This is a genomic window from Amycolatopsis sp. NPDC089917, from assembly GCF_040684635.1.
Classification (GTDB): Bacteria; Actinomycetota; Actinomycetes; order Mycobacteriales; family Pseudonocardiaceae; genus Amycolatopsis.
In genome coordinates this window covers 1-19,500 of the sequence record NZ_JBFBGL010000032.1, presented here as the reverse complement: position 1 = coordinate 19,500, position 19,500 = coordinate 1, and the positions used below count along the sequence as shown (strand labels likewise).

Sequence of the window (19,500 nt, the reverse complement as noted above, 5' to 3'; positions counted from 1 at the left end):
GGAGGTGCCTCGTGCTGATGACTGTCCGGGGCGTTGTCCGCCCCCATCCACTCGCCCCTCGCGGCTGAGCGCGGCGCTACGACGCTCGCCCGGTGGGGCATCCCTGACTAGGAGAACCCACCAGTGCGCAAGCACGATCTCGAAGAGTCCTACGAACAACGTCCTCGCCGTATCCGTCGTCCCCGGTTCGACGACGAACCCGAACCCACGCGCGGCGGACGGCTCACCGAAGCCGAACGCGTCCGGCTCGCCCGGCTGCGCGAGGACGCCTACACCGAAGTCGCCATCCCCGACGGCGCCGACCGCTGGAGCACCTGGGGAGACGCGGAGCAGGGGCCGCAGCCCCGGCCGGACTGGGTGATCACCGAACTCGCGGCGGTGGACACCGAACTCGGCATCCTCAAAACCGGCAAGGAGGCGGACGTCCACCTCGTCCGGCGCAACCTGCCCGGCACCGAGGGCACAGTGCTGGCCGCCAAGCGGTACCGCAGCGGCGAGCACCGCCTGTTCCATCGGGACGCCGGCTACCTCGAAGGCAGGCGGATGCGGCGCTCGCGGGAGATGCGGGCCATGGAGTCGCGCAGCAGCTTCGGCCGCAACCTCATCGCCGAACAATGGGCGGTGGCGGAATTCGGCGCGCTGAGCAGGCTGTGGTCGGTCGGCGCCCCGGTGCCGTACCCCGTCCAGCGAGACGGAACCGAGCTGCTGCTGGAATTCCTCGGCGACGGCGAGACGGCCGCGCCGCGGCTGGCACAGGTCCGGCCCGAGCCGGATCAACTGCGGGAGCTGTGGTTCCAGACCTCGGCGATGCTGGAACTGCTGGCGTCGCAGGGGCTCGCGCACGGCGACCTCTCGGCGTACAACCTGCTCGTCCACCGTGGGCAGATCATGGTGATCGACCTGCCCCAGGTGGTCGACATCGTCGCCAATCCCGGCGGGCTCGAGTTCCTCGCGCGGGACGTGCGGAACATCGCCGCGTGGTTCCACTCGCGGGGACTGCCGGAGCGGCTGACGGCGGTCACCGAACTGATCGAAGAACTGCAAGAGATCGCCGGGCTGCGCTGACCGTCCACAGTGTCATGTGAAGGGGTCTTTCCCGGCGTGATCACGCCGGGAAAGACCCGGCGGTGGAGACCCTGCCCACAATCGGTCCCTCCAGTTGGGAGGCCGGATAACGGTCCGGTACAGTAGTACTAGACCGCAACCGGCGGCGTGGATGAGTGGTGTCCGTCGCCTCCAAAGCCAACCGAATGGCTCGCGGTATCCGTATCAACCAATAGGCGCGCGGTGTCACGCAGACGCGGTGTGCCGGGTTCGTCCCTGTGAACGCCCATCTGTGCACACCATCTTGCCCTGCCTGCGCGCGGGCAGCCCGGGCCTCCTTGCGACGTGCCACGTCCGAGAGGCATTTGTGACAGTCACGTTCAACTCCGGCCACGTCTCACCGTCGGCGCGTCAGCACCGCAAGCCGCGCACCCGCCCCGCGGGTGACGCGATGCTGCGTGAAGACGCCGTCGAGACGGTCAAGGCGAAGACCTGGGCGGAACTCGGCCTTCCCGACCCGCTGCTGCGGGCGCTGGCCGATGCCGGTATCACCACCCCGTTCCCGATCCAGTCGGCGACCATTCCCGACGCGCTCGCCGGTCGCGACGTGCTCGGCCGCGCCCAGACCGGTTCCGGCAAGACCCTGGCCTTCGGCCTCGCGATGCTGACCCGGCTCAACGGCGGCCGCGCCCGGCCGAAGCACCCCCGCGCGCTGATCCTGGTCCCGACCCGCGAGCTGGCCATGCAGGTGGCCGACTCGCTGACCCCGCTGGCCAAGGCCCTCGGCCTGTGGTGCCGCACCGCCGTCGGCGGCATGGCCTTCACCCGCCAGGCCGACGCGCTTTCCCGCGGCGTCGACCTGCTGATCGCCACCCCCGGCCGGCTGTCGGACCATGTCCGCCAGGGCACCGCGTCGCTGTCGGACGTCAACTTCGTCGCGCTCGACGAGGCCGACCAGATGGCCGACATGGGCTTCATGCCGCAGGTCCGCGAGATCCTCGACCTGACCCCGGCCCGCGGCCAGCGCCTGCTGTTCTCGGCCACCCTCGACGGTGACGTCGACAGGCTGGTCCGCGCGTACCTGACCGACCCGGTCACGCACTCGGTCGCCCCGTCGACCGCGAGCGTCACCACCATGGACCACCACGTGTTCCAGGTGTCGCACCAGGACAAGCAGGACATCATCACCGAGATCGGCGCCCGCGAGGGCCGCACGATCATGTTCGTCCGCACCAAGCACCACGTGGACCGCCTCACCGAGCGCCTGCGCGAGAAGGGCGTCCACGCGGCCGCGCTGCACGGCGGCAAGACCCAGGGCCAGCGCAACCGCGTCCTCGCGGACTTCAAGGAGGGCTACGCCCCGGTCCTCGTCGCCACGGACGTCGCCGCGCGCGGTATCCACGTCGACGACATCTCGCTGGTGCTGCACGTCGACCCGGCCGCCGACCACAAGGACTACCTGCACCGCGCCGGCCGCACCGCGCGCGCCGGGGCGTCCGGTGTCGTGGTCACGCTGGTCACCCACGACCAGCGCCGCATGGTGCGCCGGATGACCGACCGCGCCGGTGTCCGCGCCGAGCAGACCACCATCCGCCCGGGCGACGCCGAGCTCACCCGCATCACCGGTGCGCAGCAGCCCAGCGGCGAGCCGGTCGTCGAGCGTCGTCGTGAGTCCCCGCGTCGTGGCGGTGGCCGCGGCTACGGTGGCGGCGACCGCGGTGGCTACCAGGGTTCGCGCGAGGGTCACGGTCACCGCGAAGGCGGCCGTCCCGGCGGCTTCCGCGGCCGCCCGCGTCGTGGCGAGTCCGGTGGCGGCAACGGCCGTCCGCAGCGTCCGGGCCGCGGCCCGCGTCGCAGCTACGACAGCTGAGATAGTCCCGGCTAGAAGTACATGAAGGCCCCCTTCCTCGCGCCTGGCGCGAGGAAGGGGGCCTTCATGTACTCGGGCGACGCGGATGGGAGACTGCGGGACGTGACTTCTCCCGGCCCCGCTTCCCAGAACCTCCCGCCCGACCAGGTCTTCGACTGGCTCGACGTGGAAGCGGAGAAGCGGGCCGAGGCCGGGCTGGTGCGCAAGCTGCGCATCCGGCAGGCACAGGAGCCGGAACTGGACCTCGCGGGCAACGACTACCTCGGGCTCGCCAGGGACAAGCGCGTCGCCGGTGCGGCCGCGGCGGCCGCGTTGCGCTGGGGCGCAGGGTCGACAGGCTCGCGGCTCGTCACCGGCACCACCGAGGTCCACGCGGAACTCGAGCACGAACTCGCCCGCTTCTGCGGCGCGCAAGCCGCGCTGGTCTTCTCGTCCGGCTTCACCGCGAACCTCGGCGCCGTCACGGCCCTGTCCGGCGCGGATTCCGCGATCGTCACGGACAAGTACATCCACGCGTCGCTGATCGAAGGCTGCCGGCTGTCCCGGTCGGACATCGCCGCCGTCGCGCACAGCGCGCCGAGCGCGATCAAGCACGCGCTGGCGACCCGCCGCAAACCCCGCGCGCTCGTCGTCACCGATTCCGTGTTCTCCGTCGACGGTGACATCGCCCCGCTGGAGGAACTCGCCGGGGTCTGCCGGGAGCACGGCGCGTCCCTGCTCGTCGACGACGCCCACGGTTTCGGCGTCCTCGGCGAAGGCGGACGCGGTGCCGTCCACGCGGCGGGACTCTCCGGCGCGCCGGACGTCGTCACCACGATCACGCTGTCGAAATCCCTGGGGGCACAAGGCGGAGCGGTGCTCGGACCGCGTCGCGTGATCAAGCATCTCGTGGACACCGCGCGCAGTTTCATCTTCGACACGGCGCTCGCGCCCGCCAGCGCGGCCGCCGCTCTGGCCGCTCTCAGCGCGTTGAAGGCCGAGCCGGAGCTGGCCACCAAGGTCACCGAAGCCGCCGGAAACCTCGCGATGCACCTGAAAGCGGCAGGGTTCCGCGTCGGTCTCCCCGACGCGGCCGTGATCTCGATCCAGGCGCCGTCGCCCGACGCGGCCGTCGCGTGGGCGTCCTCCTGCGCGGATCAGGGCGTGCGGGTCGGCTGCTTCCGGCCGCCGTCCGTACCCGACGGCATCTCCCGCCTGCGCCTGACCGCGCGGGCCGACCTCACCGAGGCCGACGTGGACCGCGCGGTCGCGGTGATCACAGCCGCTGCGCCTCCCGGCGCCACATCGTGAGGTGCGGGATCCCGTCTTCCATGAACTCGTCGCCTTCGACGACGAAGCCGTACTTGCCGTAGAAGTCCTTCGCGTACGTCTGCGCGTCGAGGACGCACGGAGAGTCCCCGATCCCCGCGAGCGCCGTCTCCATCAGCCGTCCCGCGAGTCCCTTGCCGCGTGAGCGGACGGCCGTGCACACCCTGCCGATCCGGAACGTGCCGCCGGCGTCCTGCAGGACCCGCAGGTACGAGTCGACGGCGACGGAACCGCCGACCCAGAGGTGCCGCGTCCCGGGCAGGAGGTCACGCCCGTCGATCTCGTGATAGGCGCAGTCCTGCTCGACGACGAACACGTCCACGCGCAGGCGGAGGATGCCGTGCAGCTGCGCGGCGGTGATCTCGTCACCGGCGACGGACAGCGGGAACGACGAGGTCTCGGTGATCGGGGTGTCGGTGCTCACGCCCACTTGTTAGCACATCGGACGTGAAGAAGGCACCGATCAGCCGATCAGCTTCCGGCCGTTTTGCTGGGAGATCTCGTTCGCGTAGTGGGAGACGCGGGTGTACACACCCGGTTTGCCCGCCTTCGCGCAGCCTTCGCCGAACGAGACGATCCCGATCAGGGTGTCACCCACCATCAGCGGTCCGCCCGAATCGCCCTGGCAGGCGTCGACCCCGCCCTCGGGGTAACCGGCGCACACCATGTCGCTCGGGTCGTAGCCGGAGTACGCGTTGCGGCAGGTCTTGTCGCTGACGACGGGGACCTCCGCGCTGCGCAGGTAGTCCGAACGCGCGCCGCCGTCGGCGACGCGGCCCCAGCCGAGCACCGTCGCCTTAGTGCCTTCGCTGTACAGGTCGGCGTTACCGTTGTCCGCGACCTTCGCGGGCCGGTACGGCAGCTGGCCGCTGACCGTCATCACCGCGATGTCGTCGCCCTTGCCGGGGTCGCCGCTGTAGTCGGGGCTGACCCAGACCTTCGAGACACGCAGCTCCACGCCGTCCCGTGTGCGCTTGTCGTCGCGTCCCGCGACCACGCGGACGTCGTTCTTCTTGACCGCGACCGCGCAGTGCGCCGCCGTCGCGATCGTCGTGGAGCTGACGATCACCGCCCCGCAGTACTGGTTTCCGCTGCGGTCGGCCAGGAACACCGCGTAGGGGTACCGCGCGACCGAAGCCTTGCCACCGCCCACGATCCTCGGCTGGGCGGCCTGGTCGGGACCGTTCACCGCGCTGTCGTCCGCCGACGCGCTGGTGACCACGACCGGCACCATCACGGCCGTCGCCAGTACCGCACCGGCGGCGAGCAGCAGCGTGCGACGTGACTTCTTGGGCATGTTCTTTCCCTTCACCGGGGCGTACGTATGGACAGGCCCTGGGAAGTCATTCGACTCCAGCGCGTACACAAGCGATCGCAAATACCCTAATCGGCGAGAGCCCGATGCGGTGTCACTGAAACGGGTGGACCTGTGCTCACGCAACGCATCTGTCAGGCTGGACCTCGTGCGGGCGACGGCGACGATTCTGGCGGGTGCGGCTTTTCTCCTTTTTTCGTGTTCCAGTCCGGCGCCGCCCGGCCCGGAGCCCGCGTCGTCCGCCCCGGCCGTGACCAGCCGTCCCGCGGAAACCTCTTCCGCCGCACCGGTTCCGAGTTCGCCGGCACCGCCATCCGCGCCGGCCTGGCAGGTCGGCGCGAAGCCGCTTCCCTTGCGCCCTGACGGTTTCGGGCAGATCCTCCCGACTCCTCCCGTCCTGGCCGATCGCTCCCTGCCGACCGCCGATCCGCTTCCCCCGCCCGCCGGGAACCGGTTCGCGGGCACGGTGAATCCCGTCCCCGCGGACGTGCTCGCGCGCAGCACCTGGCAGGCGGGATGTCCGGTCAAAGCCACCGAACTGCGCTATCTCACCTTGTCTTTCTGGGGTTTCGACGGCCGCGCGCACACCGGTGAAATGCTCGTGAACGCTTCCGTGGCGAATCCCGTGGTGACCGTATTCGGCAAACTGTTCTCCGCGAAGTTCCCGATCGAGGAAATGCGCGTGACCACCCCCGCCGAACTCACCGCTGCCCCGACCGGCGACGGGAACAACACCAACGCCTTCGTCTGCCGTCCGGCGCGCGGCCAGACGAACTGGTCCGCGCACGCCTACGGGCTCGCGATCGACGTCAACCCCTTCTGCAACCCGTACACCAAGGGTGACCTCGTCCTGCCCGAACTCGCGTCGGCGTACCTCGATCGGGGAAACCTGCGGCCGGGGATGATCACGTCCGGGGATCAGACCGTGGCCGCGTTCTCCGCGATCGGCTGGACCTGGGGCGGCACCTGGACGACGCCGAAGGACCGGATGCACTTCAGCTCCACCGGGCGCTGACCGGGAACAACCGGCCGCCGTGAGAAGTTGGCTAGAGTCGGAACCACCCGCTCCCCCGCCGCAAAGGAAGACAGCGTGCCCCACTACGACCTGGTGATCGTCGGTACCGGATCGGGCAATTCGATCCTCGACCCGCGTTTCGCGGACTGGAACACGGCGATCGTGGAGAAGGGCACGTTCGGCGGCACCTGCCTGAACGTGGGCTGCATCCCGACGAAGATGTTCGTGCACGCCGCCAACGTCGCGGCCACGCCCGCGTCGTCGTCGAAGTTCGGCGTGGACGAGGAGCTGACCGGGGTCCGCTGGCGCGACGTGCGCGACCGGGTCTTCGGGCGGATCGACCCGATCGCCGCGGGCGGCCGCGAGTACCGCGTCCAGCACGAGGACAACAAGAACGTCACCGTCTACGAGGGCGAAGGGCGCTTCACCGGGCACAAGGAGCTGCGGGTCAGCTACCCCGACGGCCGCCCGGACGAGACGATCACCGCCGAGAAGTTCGTGCTCGCCGCCGGCGGGCGCCCGGTGATCCCGGACGTCCCCGGGCTCGCCGAAACCGGGTACCACACCTCCGACACGGTGATGCGGCTCGATGAGCTGCCCGCGAGCATCGTGATCCTCGGCGGCGGGTACATCGCGGCCGAGTTCGCGCACGTCTTCGCCTCGTTCGGGGTGAACGTGACCGTGGTCAACCGCTCCGGCGCGCTCCTGCGCTCCGAGGACGACGACGTCAGCACCCGGTTCACCGAACTGGCCGCGCAGCGGTTCGACGTCCGGCTCGACCGGAAGAGCGTCCGCGCGCGCAAGACCGAGTCGGGCGTCGCGCTGGACCTCGAAGGCCCGCAGGGCGCCGAGACCGTCGAGGCCGAGGTGCTGCTGGTCGCCACCGGCCGCACGCCGAACTCCGACATCCTCGACGTCGCCGCCACCGGCGTGACCACGGGCGACCGCGGGCACGTCGTGGTCGACGAGTACCAGCAGACCGCGGTCGACGGGATCTACGCGCTCGGCGACATCTCGTCGGTCTTCGAGCTCAAGCACGTCGCGAACCACGAGCAGCGCGTCGTGCAGCACAACCTGCTGCACCCGGACGAGCGGATCGAGGCCGACCACCGGTTCGTCCCGCACGCGGTGTTCACCTCGCCGCAGGTCGCTTCGGTCGGGCTGACCGAACGCGAGGCCCGTGAGCGCGGCGTGTCGTACGTGACGTCGCACCAGGACTACGCCGGCATCGCCTACGGCTGGGCGATGGAGGACACCACCGGGTTCGCGAAGCTGCTCGCCGACCCGGCCACCGGACAGCTGCTGGGCGCGCACATCATCGGCCCGCAGGCGTCGTCGGTGATCCAGCCGCTGATCCAGGCGATGAGCTTCGGTCTCGACGCGAAGAGCATGGCGCGCGGGCAGTACTGGATCCACCCGGCGATGCCGGAACTGGTCGAGAACGCGCTGCTGAACCTTCCGCTGGACTGAGACTGGCGCATTCAGTCGACCATCGGGGGTAAGGCAAAGGTGGCGTGGTGCTTCGCTCGCCTATCTGCCTATCTCTGGTCCGTGAAGGCCTCCTTGAGGGACCCAGGGGCCCTCAAGGAGGCCTTCACGGACTTGGCATCCGACAGGGCACCTTTGCCCCTCAAGAGAACACAAATCGCCGCCCACGGCCCAGCGCGCTCTCGTGGGTCGACGGTGCCGCGAAAGCCACTTTCGCGACGTCCGAAGCCGGCACACCGGTGAGCGAGCACGACACCTTGCCTTACCCCTCGACAAATGCGCTCCCTCAGACGACGCGTTCGCAGCCGAGAGCCCCATTCCGCGCCGCGAGCGTGCGCACCGCGTTCATCTCCTTGTCCGAGGCACCCATCAAAGCGGGCGAGCGGGCCCCCTCCCCCGAAAACCGCTCGCCCGCCTCGACGTACCGGCGGATCGCCGTCAAGAACTCCTCCCGCGCCGATGCCGCCCCTCCCGGCACCGTGCGGACCCCTGTCGCCCCCTTGAGGACGTCCTTGGCGTCGTCCACCCGCGTCGCGACGTAGTGCTGCCACTTGCGCAGCTCCGTCGCGACGTCCCCCTTCGGGTCCGGCCAGTAGCGCTCGATGTCCGCGCCGCTGTCCCTCCCCACCCGCACGCACACCCGGTCGACGGCGCGGTAGAACTCGTGCGGCGAGACCGCCGCCGCGGGCCGCTCCGACGCGACGGCGACACAAACGGCGGCGAAACACGCCAACGCCGTCCCGTACGCCAGTCCCTCCACCACGACGACCCCCAGGACCGAGTTTTTGAACAGGTTCAACTCGATCAGGCTAAGGCTCCGCCCAGGGTGGGGTCAAGGAGTTTTTTGAACGCGTTCAGACAAAGCGGCGACGGCCGGCCAAGGCGCCGAAGGTCATCTGCGCCGCGAAGACCACGAGCATCATGATCCAGGGAACGGTCCAGCCACCGGTGACGTCGTGAAGCAGCCCGAAGAGGAACGGCCCGACGGCCGCCATCAGATAGCCGATGCCCTGCGCCATCCCCGACAGCCGCGCGGTGTCCTCACCGGTGCGCGCCCGCAGCGCGATCACCGTCAGCGCGAGAGAGAAGACGCTCATCCCGAGCCCGATGAGGACGCACCAGAGCAGCGGCGAAGCCTCCGGGGCGACCATCATGCCGACCATGCCGACGAAGCCGAAGACACCCAGCCCGACGATCCACGGGCTCTGGCTTTTCGCCCGCGCGGCCATCGGGGCCACCACGAGGCTGATCGGGACGGCGATGAGCGACATCAGCCCGAGCAGCAGCCCGGAGTCGCCCTTGCTCACCCCCGCGTCGATCATCACTTCCGGCAGCCAGCCCATCACGACGTAGGCCAAAAAGGCCTGAGTGCCGAAGAAAAGCGTGACCATCCACGCAAGGGGACTCCGCAGGAGCGATCGCCCGCTACCCTGCTTGCCTGCCTCGGCAACGGGTGCACGTCCCGCACCGCGGGCTGCGAGAATCCAGACGAGGAGTGCGAGCACCGCCAGCACCGACCAGGCGCCGAGACCTTGGCGCCAGCCGCCGAACGCGTTCTCCAAGGGAGGAGTGAGCGCGGACCCTATGGCGCCTCCGCCCTGCAAGGCGGCGGTGTACACGCCCGTCATCATGCCGACACGCGCCGGGAAGGAGTCCTTGATGACGACCGGGATCAGGACGTTCGCCAGGGCGATTCCCGCCGTGGCCACCAGGGTTCCCCCGAGCACGACGTACGGTCCGTCGATCACCCGCAGCACCAGGCCGACGGCCAGCACGGACAGCGCGGACGCGATCGCCGCGCCGATGCCGAAGCGGCGGGCCAGCAGGGGCGCGGCGAGTCCGGCGGCGGCGAAACAGAGACCGGGGAGCGTGGTGAGCACGCCCGCCCAGGTCGCCGTGGCGCCGAGGTCGTCGCGCATCTCGCCGAGGAGCGGGCCGACGCTGGTGATCGCCGGGCGCAGGTTGAGCGCCACCAGGATCACCGCGACACCGAGCAGCAAGCCGCCGGCGATCACTCCCGGCCGCCACTCCGTTTCGATCGAACCTTCGAGTTCAAGACGGTCATCGAACGGGGAAACGGGTTCTCGGGAGTCGACACGCACGTCGGCTAGTATCACATACATAGGATGATTGGATGAAGGGACAACGCTGTGCCATTGGCCACCACGCGCCGTGCCGGCCTGGTCGATCAGGTCATCGAGCAGCTGCGTGACGCCGTCACGCAGGGAGAATGGCCCATCGGTCAGCGGATTCCGACCGAACCGGAGCTGGCAGGACAGCTCGGCGTCGGGCGGAACACCGTCCGCGAGGCCGTTCGCGCGCTCGCGCACACGGGGCTGCTCGAGGTCCGGCAGGGCGACGGGACGTACGTGAGGGCGACGAGCGAGGTCTCGGGCGCCATCCGGCGGTTGTGCGGTTCGGAGCTGCGCGAGGTGCTGCAGGTGCGGCGCATCCTCGAGGTCGAAGGCGCCCGGCTCGCGGCCGTGTCGCGGACCGAGGAGGAAGTGGCCGAGCTGCGCGCCCTGCTCGAACGCCGCAACGCCGAACTGCGCGAGGGCCATTGGGAGGACTTCGCCCGGCTCGACGCGGAATTCCACTTCGCCGTCGTCCAAAGTGGACATAACACCCTGCTGACCGAGATGTACCGCGGGCTCACCGAGGTGATCACGGCCAGCGTGGCCGCGACGTCGAACGTGACGCCGGGGCGCGAGTACCTGCCGGAGATAGGGCACGAAGGGCTCGCCGACGCCATCGCCGACTGCGACGCGGACCGGGCCGCCAGCGAGGCGTGCGGTTTCCTGGACGAGCTCCTGGCCCGGGTGGAGCAGGACGAGGGCTGACGGGGACTTTCCCCGCATCAGACACAGCGAAGGGGCCCTTCACCGCATCGCATGCGGTGAAGGGCCCCTTCAGCCCATCTACGGCAGGGTGAGGATTTCCGCGCCGTTCTCGGTCACCACGAGGGTGTGCTCGAACTGGGCGGTCCACTTCTTGTCCTTGGTGGTGACCGTCCAGTCGTCGGCCCAGATGTCGTAGTCGATGGTGCCGAGGGTGATCATCGGCTCGATCGTGAAGGTCATGCCCTGCTCGATGACCGTGTCGACCGACGGCTCCTCGTAGTGCAGGACGGTCGGGGCGGTGTGGAACGCCGGGCCGACGCCGTGACCGGTGAAGTCGCGCACGACGCCGTAGTCGAACCGCTTCGCGTACGACTCGATGACCCGGCCGATCACGTTGAGCTGCCTGCCGGGGCGGACGGCCTTGATGGCGCGCATGGTCGCCTCGCGCGTGCGCTCGACCAGCAGCCGCGCCTCCTCGGAGACGTCACCCGCCAGGAACGTCGCGTTGGTGTCGCCGTGGACGCCGCCGATGAACGCGGTGACGTCGATGTTGCAGATGTCGCCGTCCTCGATCACCGTCGAGTCCGGGATGCCGTGGCAGATCACCTCGTTGAGCGAGGTGCAGCACGACTTCGGGAACGCGCGGTAGCCCAGGGTGGACGGGTACGCGTGGTTGTCCAGCAGGAACTCGTGGATCACCTTGTCGATGTCGTCGGTGGTCGCCCCGGGTTTGACGGCCTTGCCGCCCTCCTCGAGCGCCTGCGCCGCGATCCGGCTCGCGACACGCATCGCCTCGATCACCTCGGGCGTGCGGACCCCGTTGCCCGTGTCGCGTTTCGGCGCCGGGCGGTCGACGTACTCGGGGCGGGCGATGCTGGCGGGGACGACTCGCCTGGGCGTCTGGACGCCGGGCTTCAAGGGGGAACGAACGGACATGAGTCCAGCCTACGACCTGACGGCTAACCCAGCCCCGCCAGGAAGCGCTGGGCCGCCTCGACCGCCGGTTTGGACGTGCCCGCGTCGGTGGTCAGCACCGCGAAGGCGAGGTCCCCGGTGTACCCGGCGAACCAGCCGTGCGAATGCGTCCCGTCGCCGAACTGGGCCGTACCGGTCTTCCCCCGCACGTCGGGCAGGGTTTTGAGCAGGGTCGCCGTGCCGTCGGTGACGACCTCGCGCATCATCCCGCGGAGGGCGTCGAGCACCTCGGGCCGGATCGGTTTCCCGAGTCCGGACGACTTCGCGGCCATCCCCCGCACCAGCGTCGGCACCGGGGTCTTCCCCGACTGGACCGTGGCGGTGGCGACCGCCAGCCCGAACGGGCTCGTCACGACGGTCCCCTGGCCGAATCCGTTCTCCGCCCGCTGCGCGACGGTGTTCGCCGGCGGCACCGAGCCGGTGATCGTGGTCAGGCCGGGGATCACGAAGTCGGCGCCGACGCCGAGATCGCGCGCGGCGTCGGTCAGGGCGGCCGGCGGCAGGTCGGTCGAGAGCTTCGCGAAGGTCGTGTTGCAGGACTTGGCGAACGCCGTCGACAGCGGGACGACGCCGAGGGCGAACTTGCCCTCGTTCGGCACCGTCCGGTTCTCGAAGGTGGCCGTGCCGGGGCAGTCGACGGGGCTGTCCGCCCGCACCGAGCCCGCCGACAACGCGGCGACGGCGGTGGCGATCTTCATCGTCGAGCCCGGCGGGAACCGGCCGGTGAGCGCGATCGCGCCCTGCGCGTCGGCAGGCGCGTTCTGGGCCACGGCCAGGATCTCGCCCGTCGAGGGCTGGATCGCGACCAGCGCGGAGGCCGTCGGGACCGGCGCGAGCGCCCGTTCCGCCGAACCCTGCGCCTTCACGCTGAGCGTGCTGACGACCGCCGGAGCCGGTTTGGGATGTTCGTCGTGCAGGTCGACGATCTCGCCGCCCGCCGTGTCGAGCGTGACGACGCGCCAGCCCGCCGACCCCTCCACCTGGTCCTCGACCAGCGTGCGGACGGACGGCACCACCTGCTTGCCGAAGTTCTTGTCGTCGGGCAGCAGCCTGTCCTGCTGGCTGAACCGGACCCCGGGCAGGTCGTAGATCTCGGGCTTCACCTCTTGGTAGCTGCTCGCCCGCAGGCTCACCACCGGATAGCCGGTCCCGGGCTTGAGCGTCTTCACGCCGTCGCGGATCGACTGACCGGTCACCGACGCCTCGAACCGGTTGAGCGCCGCGCCGAGTTTGTCGGACACCGCCACGAGGTCGCCCGCCTTCGCCGGGTCGAGCACCACGCTGACGACGTTCTGCGGGCGCAGCAACAGCATCCCGTCACGGTCGAGCACCGGCGCGAGGTCAGGCGGCTCGGATTTCAGCGCGATGCTCTGTTGAGCGGCCAGTTGCGGGTGGAGCGCGGTCGGCAGCCAGCGCACCCTCCAACCGTCCTGAGTGGAATAGACCTGCGCGTCGGCCTTGTACGTCCAAACGCGGCCGCGCGGGAGGTTCCAGGTGAGCTGGTAGGTCGCCGTCCCGTTGTCCGCTCCGGACGAGTGCTGGACCTTCTTGTCCACGATCTTGACCGACTCGGGGGAAAGCGCGTTCCGGGCCATCTCCAACGACGACTTCGCGGCGTCCGGCGAATCGGTGAACGCCGCCGCCGCGGCGACGTCACCGGAAGAGAGTCCGTCGAGGAAACCCGTGATCGCGTCTTCAGGACCGGAATCGGCGAAGAGGCCGCATCCGGCGGCCGAAAGGCCCACCACCCCCGCGAGCACGACGACGGCGAAACGACGACCTGCTGGCATGCCCCGGATCCTGCCAGTCCGGACGGTTTCCGCCCGAACGCAACGCCGACCTAGAAAAGAACCGTCGCGTACTGCCCGACCTGCTGGAAGCCGATCTTGCGATAGGCCGCGAGCGCCGGGCTGTTGTAGGCGTTGACGTACAGGCTCGCGGTGCGGCCCATCCCGCGGACGAGCCTGGTCACCACGGACGCCGTCCCGGCCGTGCCGAGGCCGCCGCCGCGGCGTTCCGGATGCACCCAGACGCCCTGGATCTGGCCGACCGTGGAGGACATCGCGCCGATCTCGGCCTTGAAGACGACTTCGCCGTCCTCGAACCGCGCGAACGCCCGGCCGCCGGCGATCAGTTCCGCGACCCTGGCGCGGTAACCGGCGCCGCCGTCGCCGTTGCGGGGATCGACGCCGACCTCTTCGATGAACATGGCGATCGCGGCCGGGAGATACCTGTCGAGCTCTTCCGGGCGGACCGCGCGGACCCCCGGATCGGCGGCGACGGAAGGGATCCCGTCGAGCGCCATCAACGGCTGGTCGTGCCGGACTTCGCGGGCGGGGCCCCATTCCGACTCGAGTTCGTCCCACAGCCCCAGCACCTGCTCGGCCGGGCCGACCAGCGACGAACAGCTCCGCTGGCGGCGCAGGGCGCGATCGGCGAAGGAGCGCAAAGCGGAGGCGTTGCCGCGCAACGGGATCAGGTTCGGCCCGGAGAAGCACAGCCCCTGGAGCCTGCCCGCGCGGACCGGGCGGGAGTCGGCGGCCCAAAGCTCACCACCGAGCCGCCAGGGGTCGAGACCCGCGGTCTCCACCCTGGCACTGACCATGCAGCTGCCGACCGGGTCTGTGGCGAGCGCGGCACGGACCGCCGGATAGTCCCGATCATCGAGCAGCCGTGCACCTGCAAGCCGCAACACCACTCCAGAGTGCCAGATGAGCGGCGTAAACGGAACGCAAGCTTCACGACACGCTGAGAGAACCTCAGCAGGTCGGGCCCACAAGCGCCAGGAACGGTCCTTTCCTTGCAAAATCTGCGAGGAAAGGACCGTTCCTGGCGTGGTCTCGACCACCCATCCGGACTCAGCCGACGGTGACGGTGGGCTCTCCCTCGCCGATGGTCTGGCCCGACTCCTCGGCGATCCGCATGGCCTCTTCGATCAGCGTCTCGACGATGGCGTGCTCGGGCACGGTCTTGATGACCTCGCCCTTGACGAAGATCTGGCCCTTGCCGTTACCCGAAGCGACGCCGAGGTCGGCCTCGCGCGCCTCGCCAGGGCCGTTGACGACGCAGCCCATGACCGCGACGCGCAGCGGGACCTCCATGCCCTCCAGGCCGGCGGTGACCTGCTCGGCGAGCGTGTAGACGTCCACCTGCGCCCGGCCGCACGAGGGGCAGGACACGATTTCGAGCTTGCGTTCCTTGAGGTTCAAAGATTGCAGGATCTGGATCCCGACCTTGACCTCTTCCACCGGCGGCGCCGACAGCGACACGCGGATGGTGTCGCCGATGCCCTGGCGCAGCAGCGCGCCGAAGGCCACGGCCGACTTGATCGTGCCCTGGAACGCCGGACCGGCTTCGGTGACGCCGAGGTGCAGCGGGTAGTCGCACTGCTCGGCGAGGATCTCGTACGCGCGCACCATGACCACCGGGTCGTTGTGCTTCACGGAGATCTTGACGTCGTAGAAGTCGTGTTCGGCGAACAGCGACGCCTCCCACAGCGCGGACTCGGCCAGCGCCTCCGGGGTCGCCTTGCCGTACTTGTCCATGATCCGCTTGTCCAGCGAACCCGCGTTGACGCCGATCCGGATCGGGGTGCCGTGGTCCTTCGCGGCCTTCGCGATCTCCTTGACCTGGTCGTCGAACTTGCGGATGTTGCCCGGGTTCACCCGGACCGCCGCGCAGCCCGCTTCGATCGCGGCGAAGACGTACTTCGGCTGGAAGTGGATGTCGGCGATCACCGGGATCTGCGACTTCTTCGCGATCGCGGGCAGCGCCTCGGCGTCGTCCGCCGAGGGGCACGCGACGCGCACGATGTCACAGCCCGCAGCGGTCAGTTCCGCGATCTGCTGCAGGGTCGCGTTGACGTCGGAGGTGAGCGTGGTGGTCATCGACTGCACCGAGATCGGGTGCTCGCTGCCGACGCCGACCGGCCCGACCTGCAGCTGTCGGGTCTTGCGACGCTCGGAGAGGACGGGAGGAGGAAGCGCTGGCATACCAAGAGCGACAGTCACGCCCTCAAGCGTACCTACCCCGATCGGCGGACATCCACGACGTCAGCCGTCACGGTGAGCAGCATTACCTGGGCAGCCCAACGGTGCTGACAGTGCGCTTCGTGACCGCCCGTCCCCGTCACTGGAACAGCTTGACCGGATTCACGATGTCGGCGGTGACGGTGAGCAGAGTGACCGCGCCGCCGAGGAAGACGAGCACCATCGTGACAGCGGAGAGCTTCGTGTAGTCGACCGGACCACCCGCCGACTTCCCGCGCAGCTTCCGGAACCAGTCCCGGACCCGCTCGTACCAGACGACCGCGATATGCCCGCCGTCGAGCGGGAGTAGCGGCAGCAGGTTGAACACGCCGATGAAGAAGTTCAGGCTCGCCAGCAGGAGGACGAAGATCTCCCACAGCCCGCGCTCGGCGGCCTCGCCACCGATCCGGCTGGCGCCGACGACGCTGACCGGGGTGTTCGGGTCACGCTCGCCGCCGAAGATGGAGTCCACCACCGCCGGGATCCGCGACGGGAACTCGATCAGCCGCTTGGCGGTCTCGGAGAACATCGTGCCGGTGAAGCTGAGCGTCCCGCCGACCGCGTCGACCGGGCCATAGGTGAGCAGCGGCGGCGCGGTGTTCTGGATCGGCGAGGCGCCGATCATGCCGACGTCCTTGACCGTGGTGTTGTTGGAGCCGTCGGCGACCAGCCGTTGCACGCGCGGCACGTCGACGGTCAGGTTCAGGCGCTGCCCGTTGCGCTCGACGACGAACGGCGTCGGGCCGCTGGCGACCTGGACGGCGGCGAGCATTTCGCGCCACGTCTGGATCGGCTTGCCCGCGACGGACACGACCTTGTCGCCTGCCTGGAGGCCGGCGGTCTTAGCGGGGGTCGGGGCGCCGGGCGGGCACGCGGTGTCGTTCAGCTGCTCCACGGTGGTGGCCGCGCGGGCGCACGACGTGGCGCTGATCACGGCCTCGGTGGGCGCGGCCTGCGCGGCCGGGTTCGGCAGGCCCATGGTGACGGCCATCAGGTAGAGGATGACGAAACCGAGGATGAAGTGCATGGCCGAGCCCGCCGACATGACGACGGTGCGCTTCCAAGTCTTGAAGCGCCACATCGCGCGCTTCGACTCCTCCGGGGTGACCTCGTCGAGCGCGGTCATGCCGGCGATGTCGCAGAACCCGCCGAGCGGGATCCACTTGAGGCCGTACTCGGTCTCGCCGCGGCGGAAGGAGAAGATCGTCGGCCCGAAGCCGATGAAGTAGCGCCGGACCTTCATGCCGAAGGCCTTCGCCGCCCACATGTGGCCGGCTTCGTGCAGCGCGACGGACAGGCAGATACCCAGCGCGAACAGCACGATCCCGAGAATGAACCAGAGCACGCGCTACTTCCCCTTACCGATCAGCGCACCGGCACGCGCGCGAGCCCAGCGCTCGGCAGCTAGTACGTCATCCACGTCGCGAGGTTCACGACGCCATTCGTCGGCGGCTTCCACCACCTGGGCAATAGTGTCCACAATCGAGGTGAAACCGGTGTTCTGTGCCAGGAAGGCCGCCACCAGTTCCTCGTTCGCCGCGTTGTACACCGCCGGGATACAGCCTCCGACGGTCCCGGCGTGCCGCGCCAGCTCGACGGCGGGGAACGCCTCGTTGTCCAGCGGCTCGAAAGTCCAGCTCGCGGGCTTGTCCCAGACGCACGCGGCCGCGGCGCCGGGGACACGGTCCGGCCAGTGCAGGGCCAGCGCGATCGGCAGCCGCATGTCGGGCGGGCTGGCCTGGGCGATCGTCGAGCCGTCCACGAAGGTCACCATCGAGTGGATGATCGACTGAGGGTGGACGACCACGTCGATGCGGTCGGTCTCGATGTCGAACAGGAGCTTCGCCTCGATCAGCTCCAGCCCCTTGTTGACCAGGGTGGACGAGTTGATCGTGATGAGCGGGCCCATCGACCAGGTCGGATGCGCCATCGCCTGCTCGACGGTGACGTCGGCCAGCTCCTCGCGTTCGCGGCCGCGGAACGGGCCGCCCGAGGCGGTGAGCACGAGCCTGGCGACCTCGGATTCACGGCCGGCGCGCAAGGCCTGGGCGATCGCGGAGTGCTCGGAGTCGACCGGGACCAGCTGGCCGGGCTTGGCCGCGGCCAGCACGAGCGGCCCGCCCGCGATCAGCGACTCCTTGTTGGCCAGCGCGAGCGTGGCGCCGGTGGCGAGCGCGCGCAGGGTCGGCGGGAGCCCCTGGGAGCCGGGGAGCGCGTTGAGCACGACGTCGACCGGGGTGGCGTCGATCATCTCGACGACCGCGTCGGCCCCGGCGAAGATGCGCGGGAGCTTGAAGTCGCCGCTGGAGTAGCCGCGCTTCTGAGCCTCGGCGTACAGCGCGAGCTGCAGGTCTTCCACGGCCGTCGGCCTGCTGACGGCGACGGCGTCGACCTGGTGCGCCAGGGCCTGCGCGGCCAGCGCGGCGGGGTCGGAGCCGCCCGCGGCGATCCCGGCCACCCGGAACAGGTCCGGATTGCGGGCGGCGACGTCGAGAGCCTGGGCGCCGACCGAGCCGGTCGAACCGAGCACGAGCACACTTCGCGAGGTAGTCATCGGGGCTCATTGTCGCGCGGGGCCCGTCGGGCGCGTGCAGCCAGGTGTGGGATCATTCGCGAGAAAGCGAACCATCGGGTTTTGAGGAGTTGATCGTGGCGAGCAAAGCGGTCGAAAAGCGCGGCCGGGTGGGCGTCGACACCGTCGACCCGCGCGACGAGCCGTCGGCCGAGTGGGGCTGGCACGGTTCCTTCCCGAAGGCGACGCGGATCGCGGGCTGGGTGTGCGCGGTCATCCTGCTGGTGATGCTGTACGGCAACCACCACGGCTGGACCGAGAACCTGTGGCTGATCGGGCTGTCCCTGCTGATGATGTTCGGGCTGGTGCTCGACATGCGCAAGCAGCGCACGGCCTGGCGCAAGTAGTCCGATCACGGCTCACTGGCCCCTGTCCACCCTGGTGGGCAGGGGCCAGTCGCCGTCCTGGGCCCAGAGCTCGCCGACGATCTTGACCGCGTCGTCCGCCTCGACCCCATAGCGATACCGGTACTTCGCGGCGGGCCGCTGGATCGCGGCGGCGACGTCCCCGATGGCGATCTCGTTCCACGAGCCGTTCGGGAAGAACTGCCGCATCACGGCGAGGAACCGGCCGGTCGCCCAGACCGGATCGGTCCGCTGCTCGAAACTCCCCCAGCTCGCGCGCTGCTGGAAGAGCCCGACCGAGTCGCCGAGGCCGCCGTCGAGGTTGGCGATGCTCGACTCGACGATCACCGTGGCGATCGCGATCGCCGCCGCGCGTTCGTTGAGCCCCGATCTCCGCACGGTTTCGACGACCGCTCTGGCGCACGAGGTGTTGTACGAGTTCATGTAGCCGCGCATCTTGGTCGCGAGCTGCTGGTTGAGCGCTCCGGCCGCGTCAGCGTCGTCGGCCGAGGCACCCGCTTGGACGCAGGGCAGGGCGATGTGGTCGAGCTGGTCGGGCCGGATCTCGGTGGGCGGGAGCTGGGTCAGGCCGATGGTGGCGGCGAGGTACAGGGCGGTGAGTGAGCTCAGCATCTGCGGTGGCCGTTCGGTGCGGGTGGTCGTGAGTGGCGATTCGTGTTCTAACCCGAATCGCCACTCAC

Annotated in this window: 18 protein-coding genes; 7 read left to right on the top strand and 11 right to left on the bottom strand. The window is 69.7% G+C overall.

The window, feature by feature from the left end:
- Positions 1-123: 123 nt before the first annotated feature.
- The 3 genes from AB0N89_RS23230 to AB0N89_RS23220 all read left to right on the top strand — a co-directional run bounded on the left by AB0N89_RS23230 (position 124) and on the right by AB0N89_RS23220 (position 4,204).
- Positions 124-1,065: an RIO1 family regulatory kinase/ATPase gene (locus AB0N89_RS23230; protein WP_364207646.1), complete on the top strand. Its 942-nt coding sequence runs from the start codon at positions 124-126 to the stop codon at positions 1,063-1,065.
- Between the two features lie 346 nt (positions 1,066-1,411).
- On the top strand, positions 1,412-2,914 hold the full coding sequence (locus AB0N89_RS23225; protein ID WP_364207645.1) for a DEAD/DEAH box helicase: 1,503 nt from the start codon (positions 1,412-1,414) through the stop codon (positions 2,912-2,914).
- A 102-nt stretch (positions 2,915-3,016) separates the two neighbouring features.
- Positions 3,017-4,204 (top strand): 8-amino-7-oxononanoate synthase, encoded by a 1,188-nt coding sequence (locus tag AB0N89_RS23220; protein ID WP_364207644.1) that lies wholly within the window; start codon positions 3,017-3,019, stop codon positions 4,202-4,204.
- Here the strand turns inward: AB0N89_RS23220 and AB0N89_RS23215 are convergent.
- A complete protein-coding gene (locus AB0N89_RS23215) occupies positions 4,170-4,652 on the bottom strand; it encodes a GNAT family N-acetyltransferase (RefSeq protein ID WP_364207643.1) in 483 nt (160 codons plus the stop codon). The two genes, AB0N89_RS23220 and AB0N89_RS23215, sit on opposite strands and share 35 nt — an antisense overlap.
- A gap of 33 nt (positions 4,653-4,685) precedes the next feature.
- Positions 4,686-5,519: a serine protease gene (locus AB0N89_RS23210; protein WP_364207642.1), complete on the bottom strand. Its 834-nt coding sequence runs from the start codon at positions 5,517-5,519 to the stop codon at positions 4,686-4,688.
- 268 nt (positions 5,520-5,787) lie between these two features.
- Between AB0N89_RS23210 and AB0N89_RS23205 the strand changes: the two genes are divergently transcribed.
- A complete protein-coding gene (locus tag AB0N89_RS23205) occupies positions 5,788-6,552 on the top strand; it encodes a M15 family metallopeptidase (RefSeq protein ID WP_364207640.1) in 765 nt (254 codons plus the stop codon).
- 75 nt (positions 6,553-6,627) lie between these two features.
- Positions 6,628-8,022, top strand: coding sequence for a mycothione reductase (locus tag AB0N89_RS23200; protein WP_364207638.1), 1,395 nt, complete (start codon positions 6,628-6,630; stop codon positions 8,020-8,022).
- Between the two features lie 304 nt (positions 8,023-8,326).
- On the opposite strand, the gene AB0N89_RS23195 is transcribed toward AB0N89_RS23200, so the two are convergent.
- Together AB0N89_RS23195 and AB0N89_RS23190 are read right to left on the bottom strand one after the other, a co-directional pair.
- The gene (locus tag AB0N89_RS23195) at positions 8,327-8,839 is read right to left on the bottom strand and encodes a hypothetical protein (protein ID WP_364207636.1); all 513 of its coding nucleotides are present in this window, start codon (positions 8,837-8,839) and stop codon (positions 8,327-8,329) included.
- 55 nt (positions 8,840-8,894) lie between these two features.
- Positions 8,895-10,142: an MFS transporter gene (locus AB0N89_RS23190; protein WP_364207634.1), complete on the bottom strand. Its 1,248-nt coding sequence runs from the start codon at positions 10,140-10,142 to the stop codon at positions 8,895-8,897.
- A 48-nt stretch (positions 10,143-10,190) separates the two neighbouring features.
- On the opposite strand from AB0N89_RS23190, the gene AB0N89_RS23185 reads away from it, so the two are divergent.
- Positions 10,191-10,880, top strand: a complete 690-nt coding sequence (locus tag AB0N89_RS23185; RefSeq protein ID WP_364207632.1) for a FadR/GntR family transcriptional regulator — start codon at positions 10,191-10,193, stop codon at positions 10,878-10,880.
- 78 nt (positions 10,881-10,958) lie between these two features.
- On the opposite strand, the gene map is transcribed toward AB0N89_RS23185, so the two are convergent.
- From map to dxr, 6 genes are all read right to left on the bottom strand, one after another.
- Positions 10,959-11,816 carry a type I methionyl aminopeptidase gene (gene map / locus AB0N89_RS23180; protein WP_364207630.1) on the bottom strand — a complete coding sequence of 286 codons (858 nt, stop codon included), beginning with the start codon at positions 11,814-11,816 and terminating at the stop codon, positions 10,959-10,961.
- Between the two features lie 23 nt (positions 11,817-11,839).
- A complete protein-coding gene (locus AB0N89_RS23175) occupies positions 11,840-13,645 on the bottom strand; it encodes a penicillin-binding transpeptidase domain-containing protein (RefSeq protein WP_364207628.1) in 1,806 nt (601 codons plus the stop codon).
- Between the two features lie 50 nt (positions 13,646-13,695).
- Positions 13,696-14,550: a DUF4081 domain-containing protein gene (locus AB0N89_RS23170; RefSeq protein ID WP_364207626.1), complete on the bottom strand. Its 855-nt coding sequence runs from the start codon at positions 14,548-14,550 to the stop codon at positions 13,696-13,698.
- Between the two features lie 163 nt (positions 14,551-14,713).
- On the bottom strand, positions 14,714-15,865 hold the full coding sequence (gene ispG / locus AB0N89_RS23165) for a flavodoxin-dependent (E)-4-hydroxy-3-methylbut-2-enyl-diphosphate synthase (RefSeq protein WP_073849032.1): 1,152 nt from the start codon (positions 15,863-15,865) through the stop codon (positions 14,714-14,716).
- 118 nt (positions 15,866-15,983) lie between these two features.
- On the bottom strand, positions 15,984-17,228 hold the full coding sequence (locus tag AB0N89_RS23160) for a site-2 protease family protein (protein WP_364207623.1): 1,245 nt from the start codon (positions 17,226-17,228) through the stop codon (positions 15,984-15,986).
- Positions 17,229-17,231: 3 nt separating this feature from the next.
- Entirely contained in the window at positions 17,232-18,437 is a 1,206-nt protein-coding gene (gene dxr, locus AB0N89_RS23155; protein ID WP_364207621.1) for a 1-deoxy-D-xylulose-5-phosphate reductoisomerase, read from the bottom strand.
- A gap of 95 nt (positions 18,438-18,532) precedes the next feature.
- Here dxr and AB0N89_RS23150 point away from each other — a divergent pair, with 95 nt between their 5' ends.
- The gene (locus tag AB0N89_RS23150) at positions 18,533-18,802 is read left to right on the top strand and encodes a DUF2631 domain-containing protein (RefSeq protein WP_364207619.1); all 270 of its coding nucleotides are present in this window, start codon (positions 18,533-18,535) and stop codon (positions 18,800-18,802) included.
- Positions 18,803-18,814: 12 nt separating this feature from the next.
- Here AB0N89_RS23150 and AB0N89_RS23145 read toward each other — a convergent pair.
- The coding region (locus AB0N89_RS23145) for a hypothetical protein (protein WP_364207617.1) at positions 18,815-19,500 on the bottom strand (686 nt) is incomplete at its 5' end.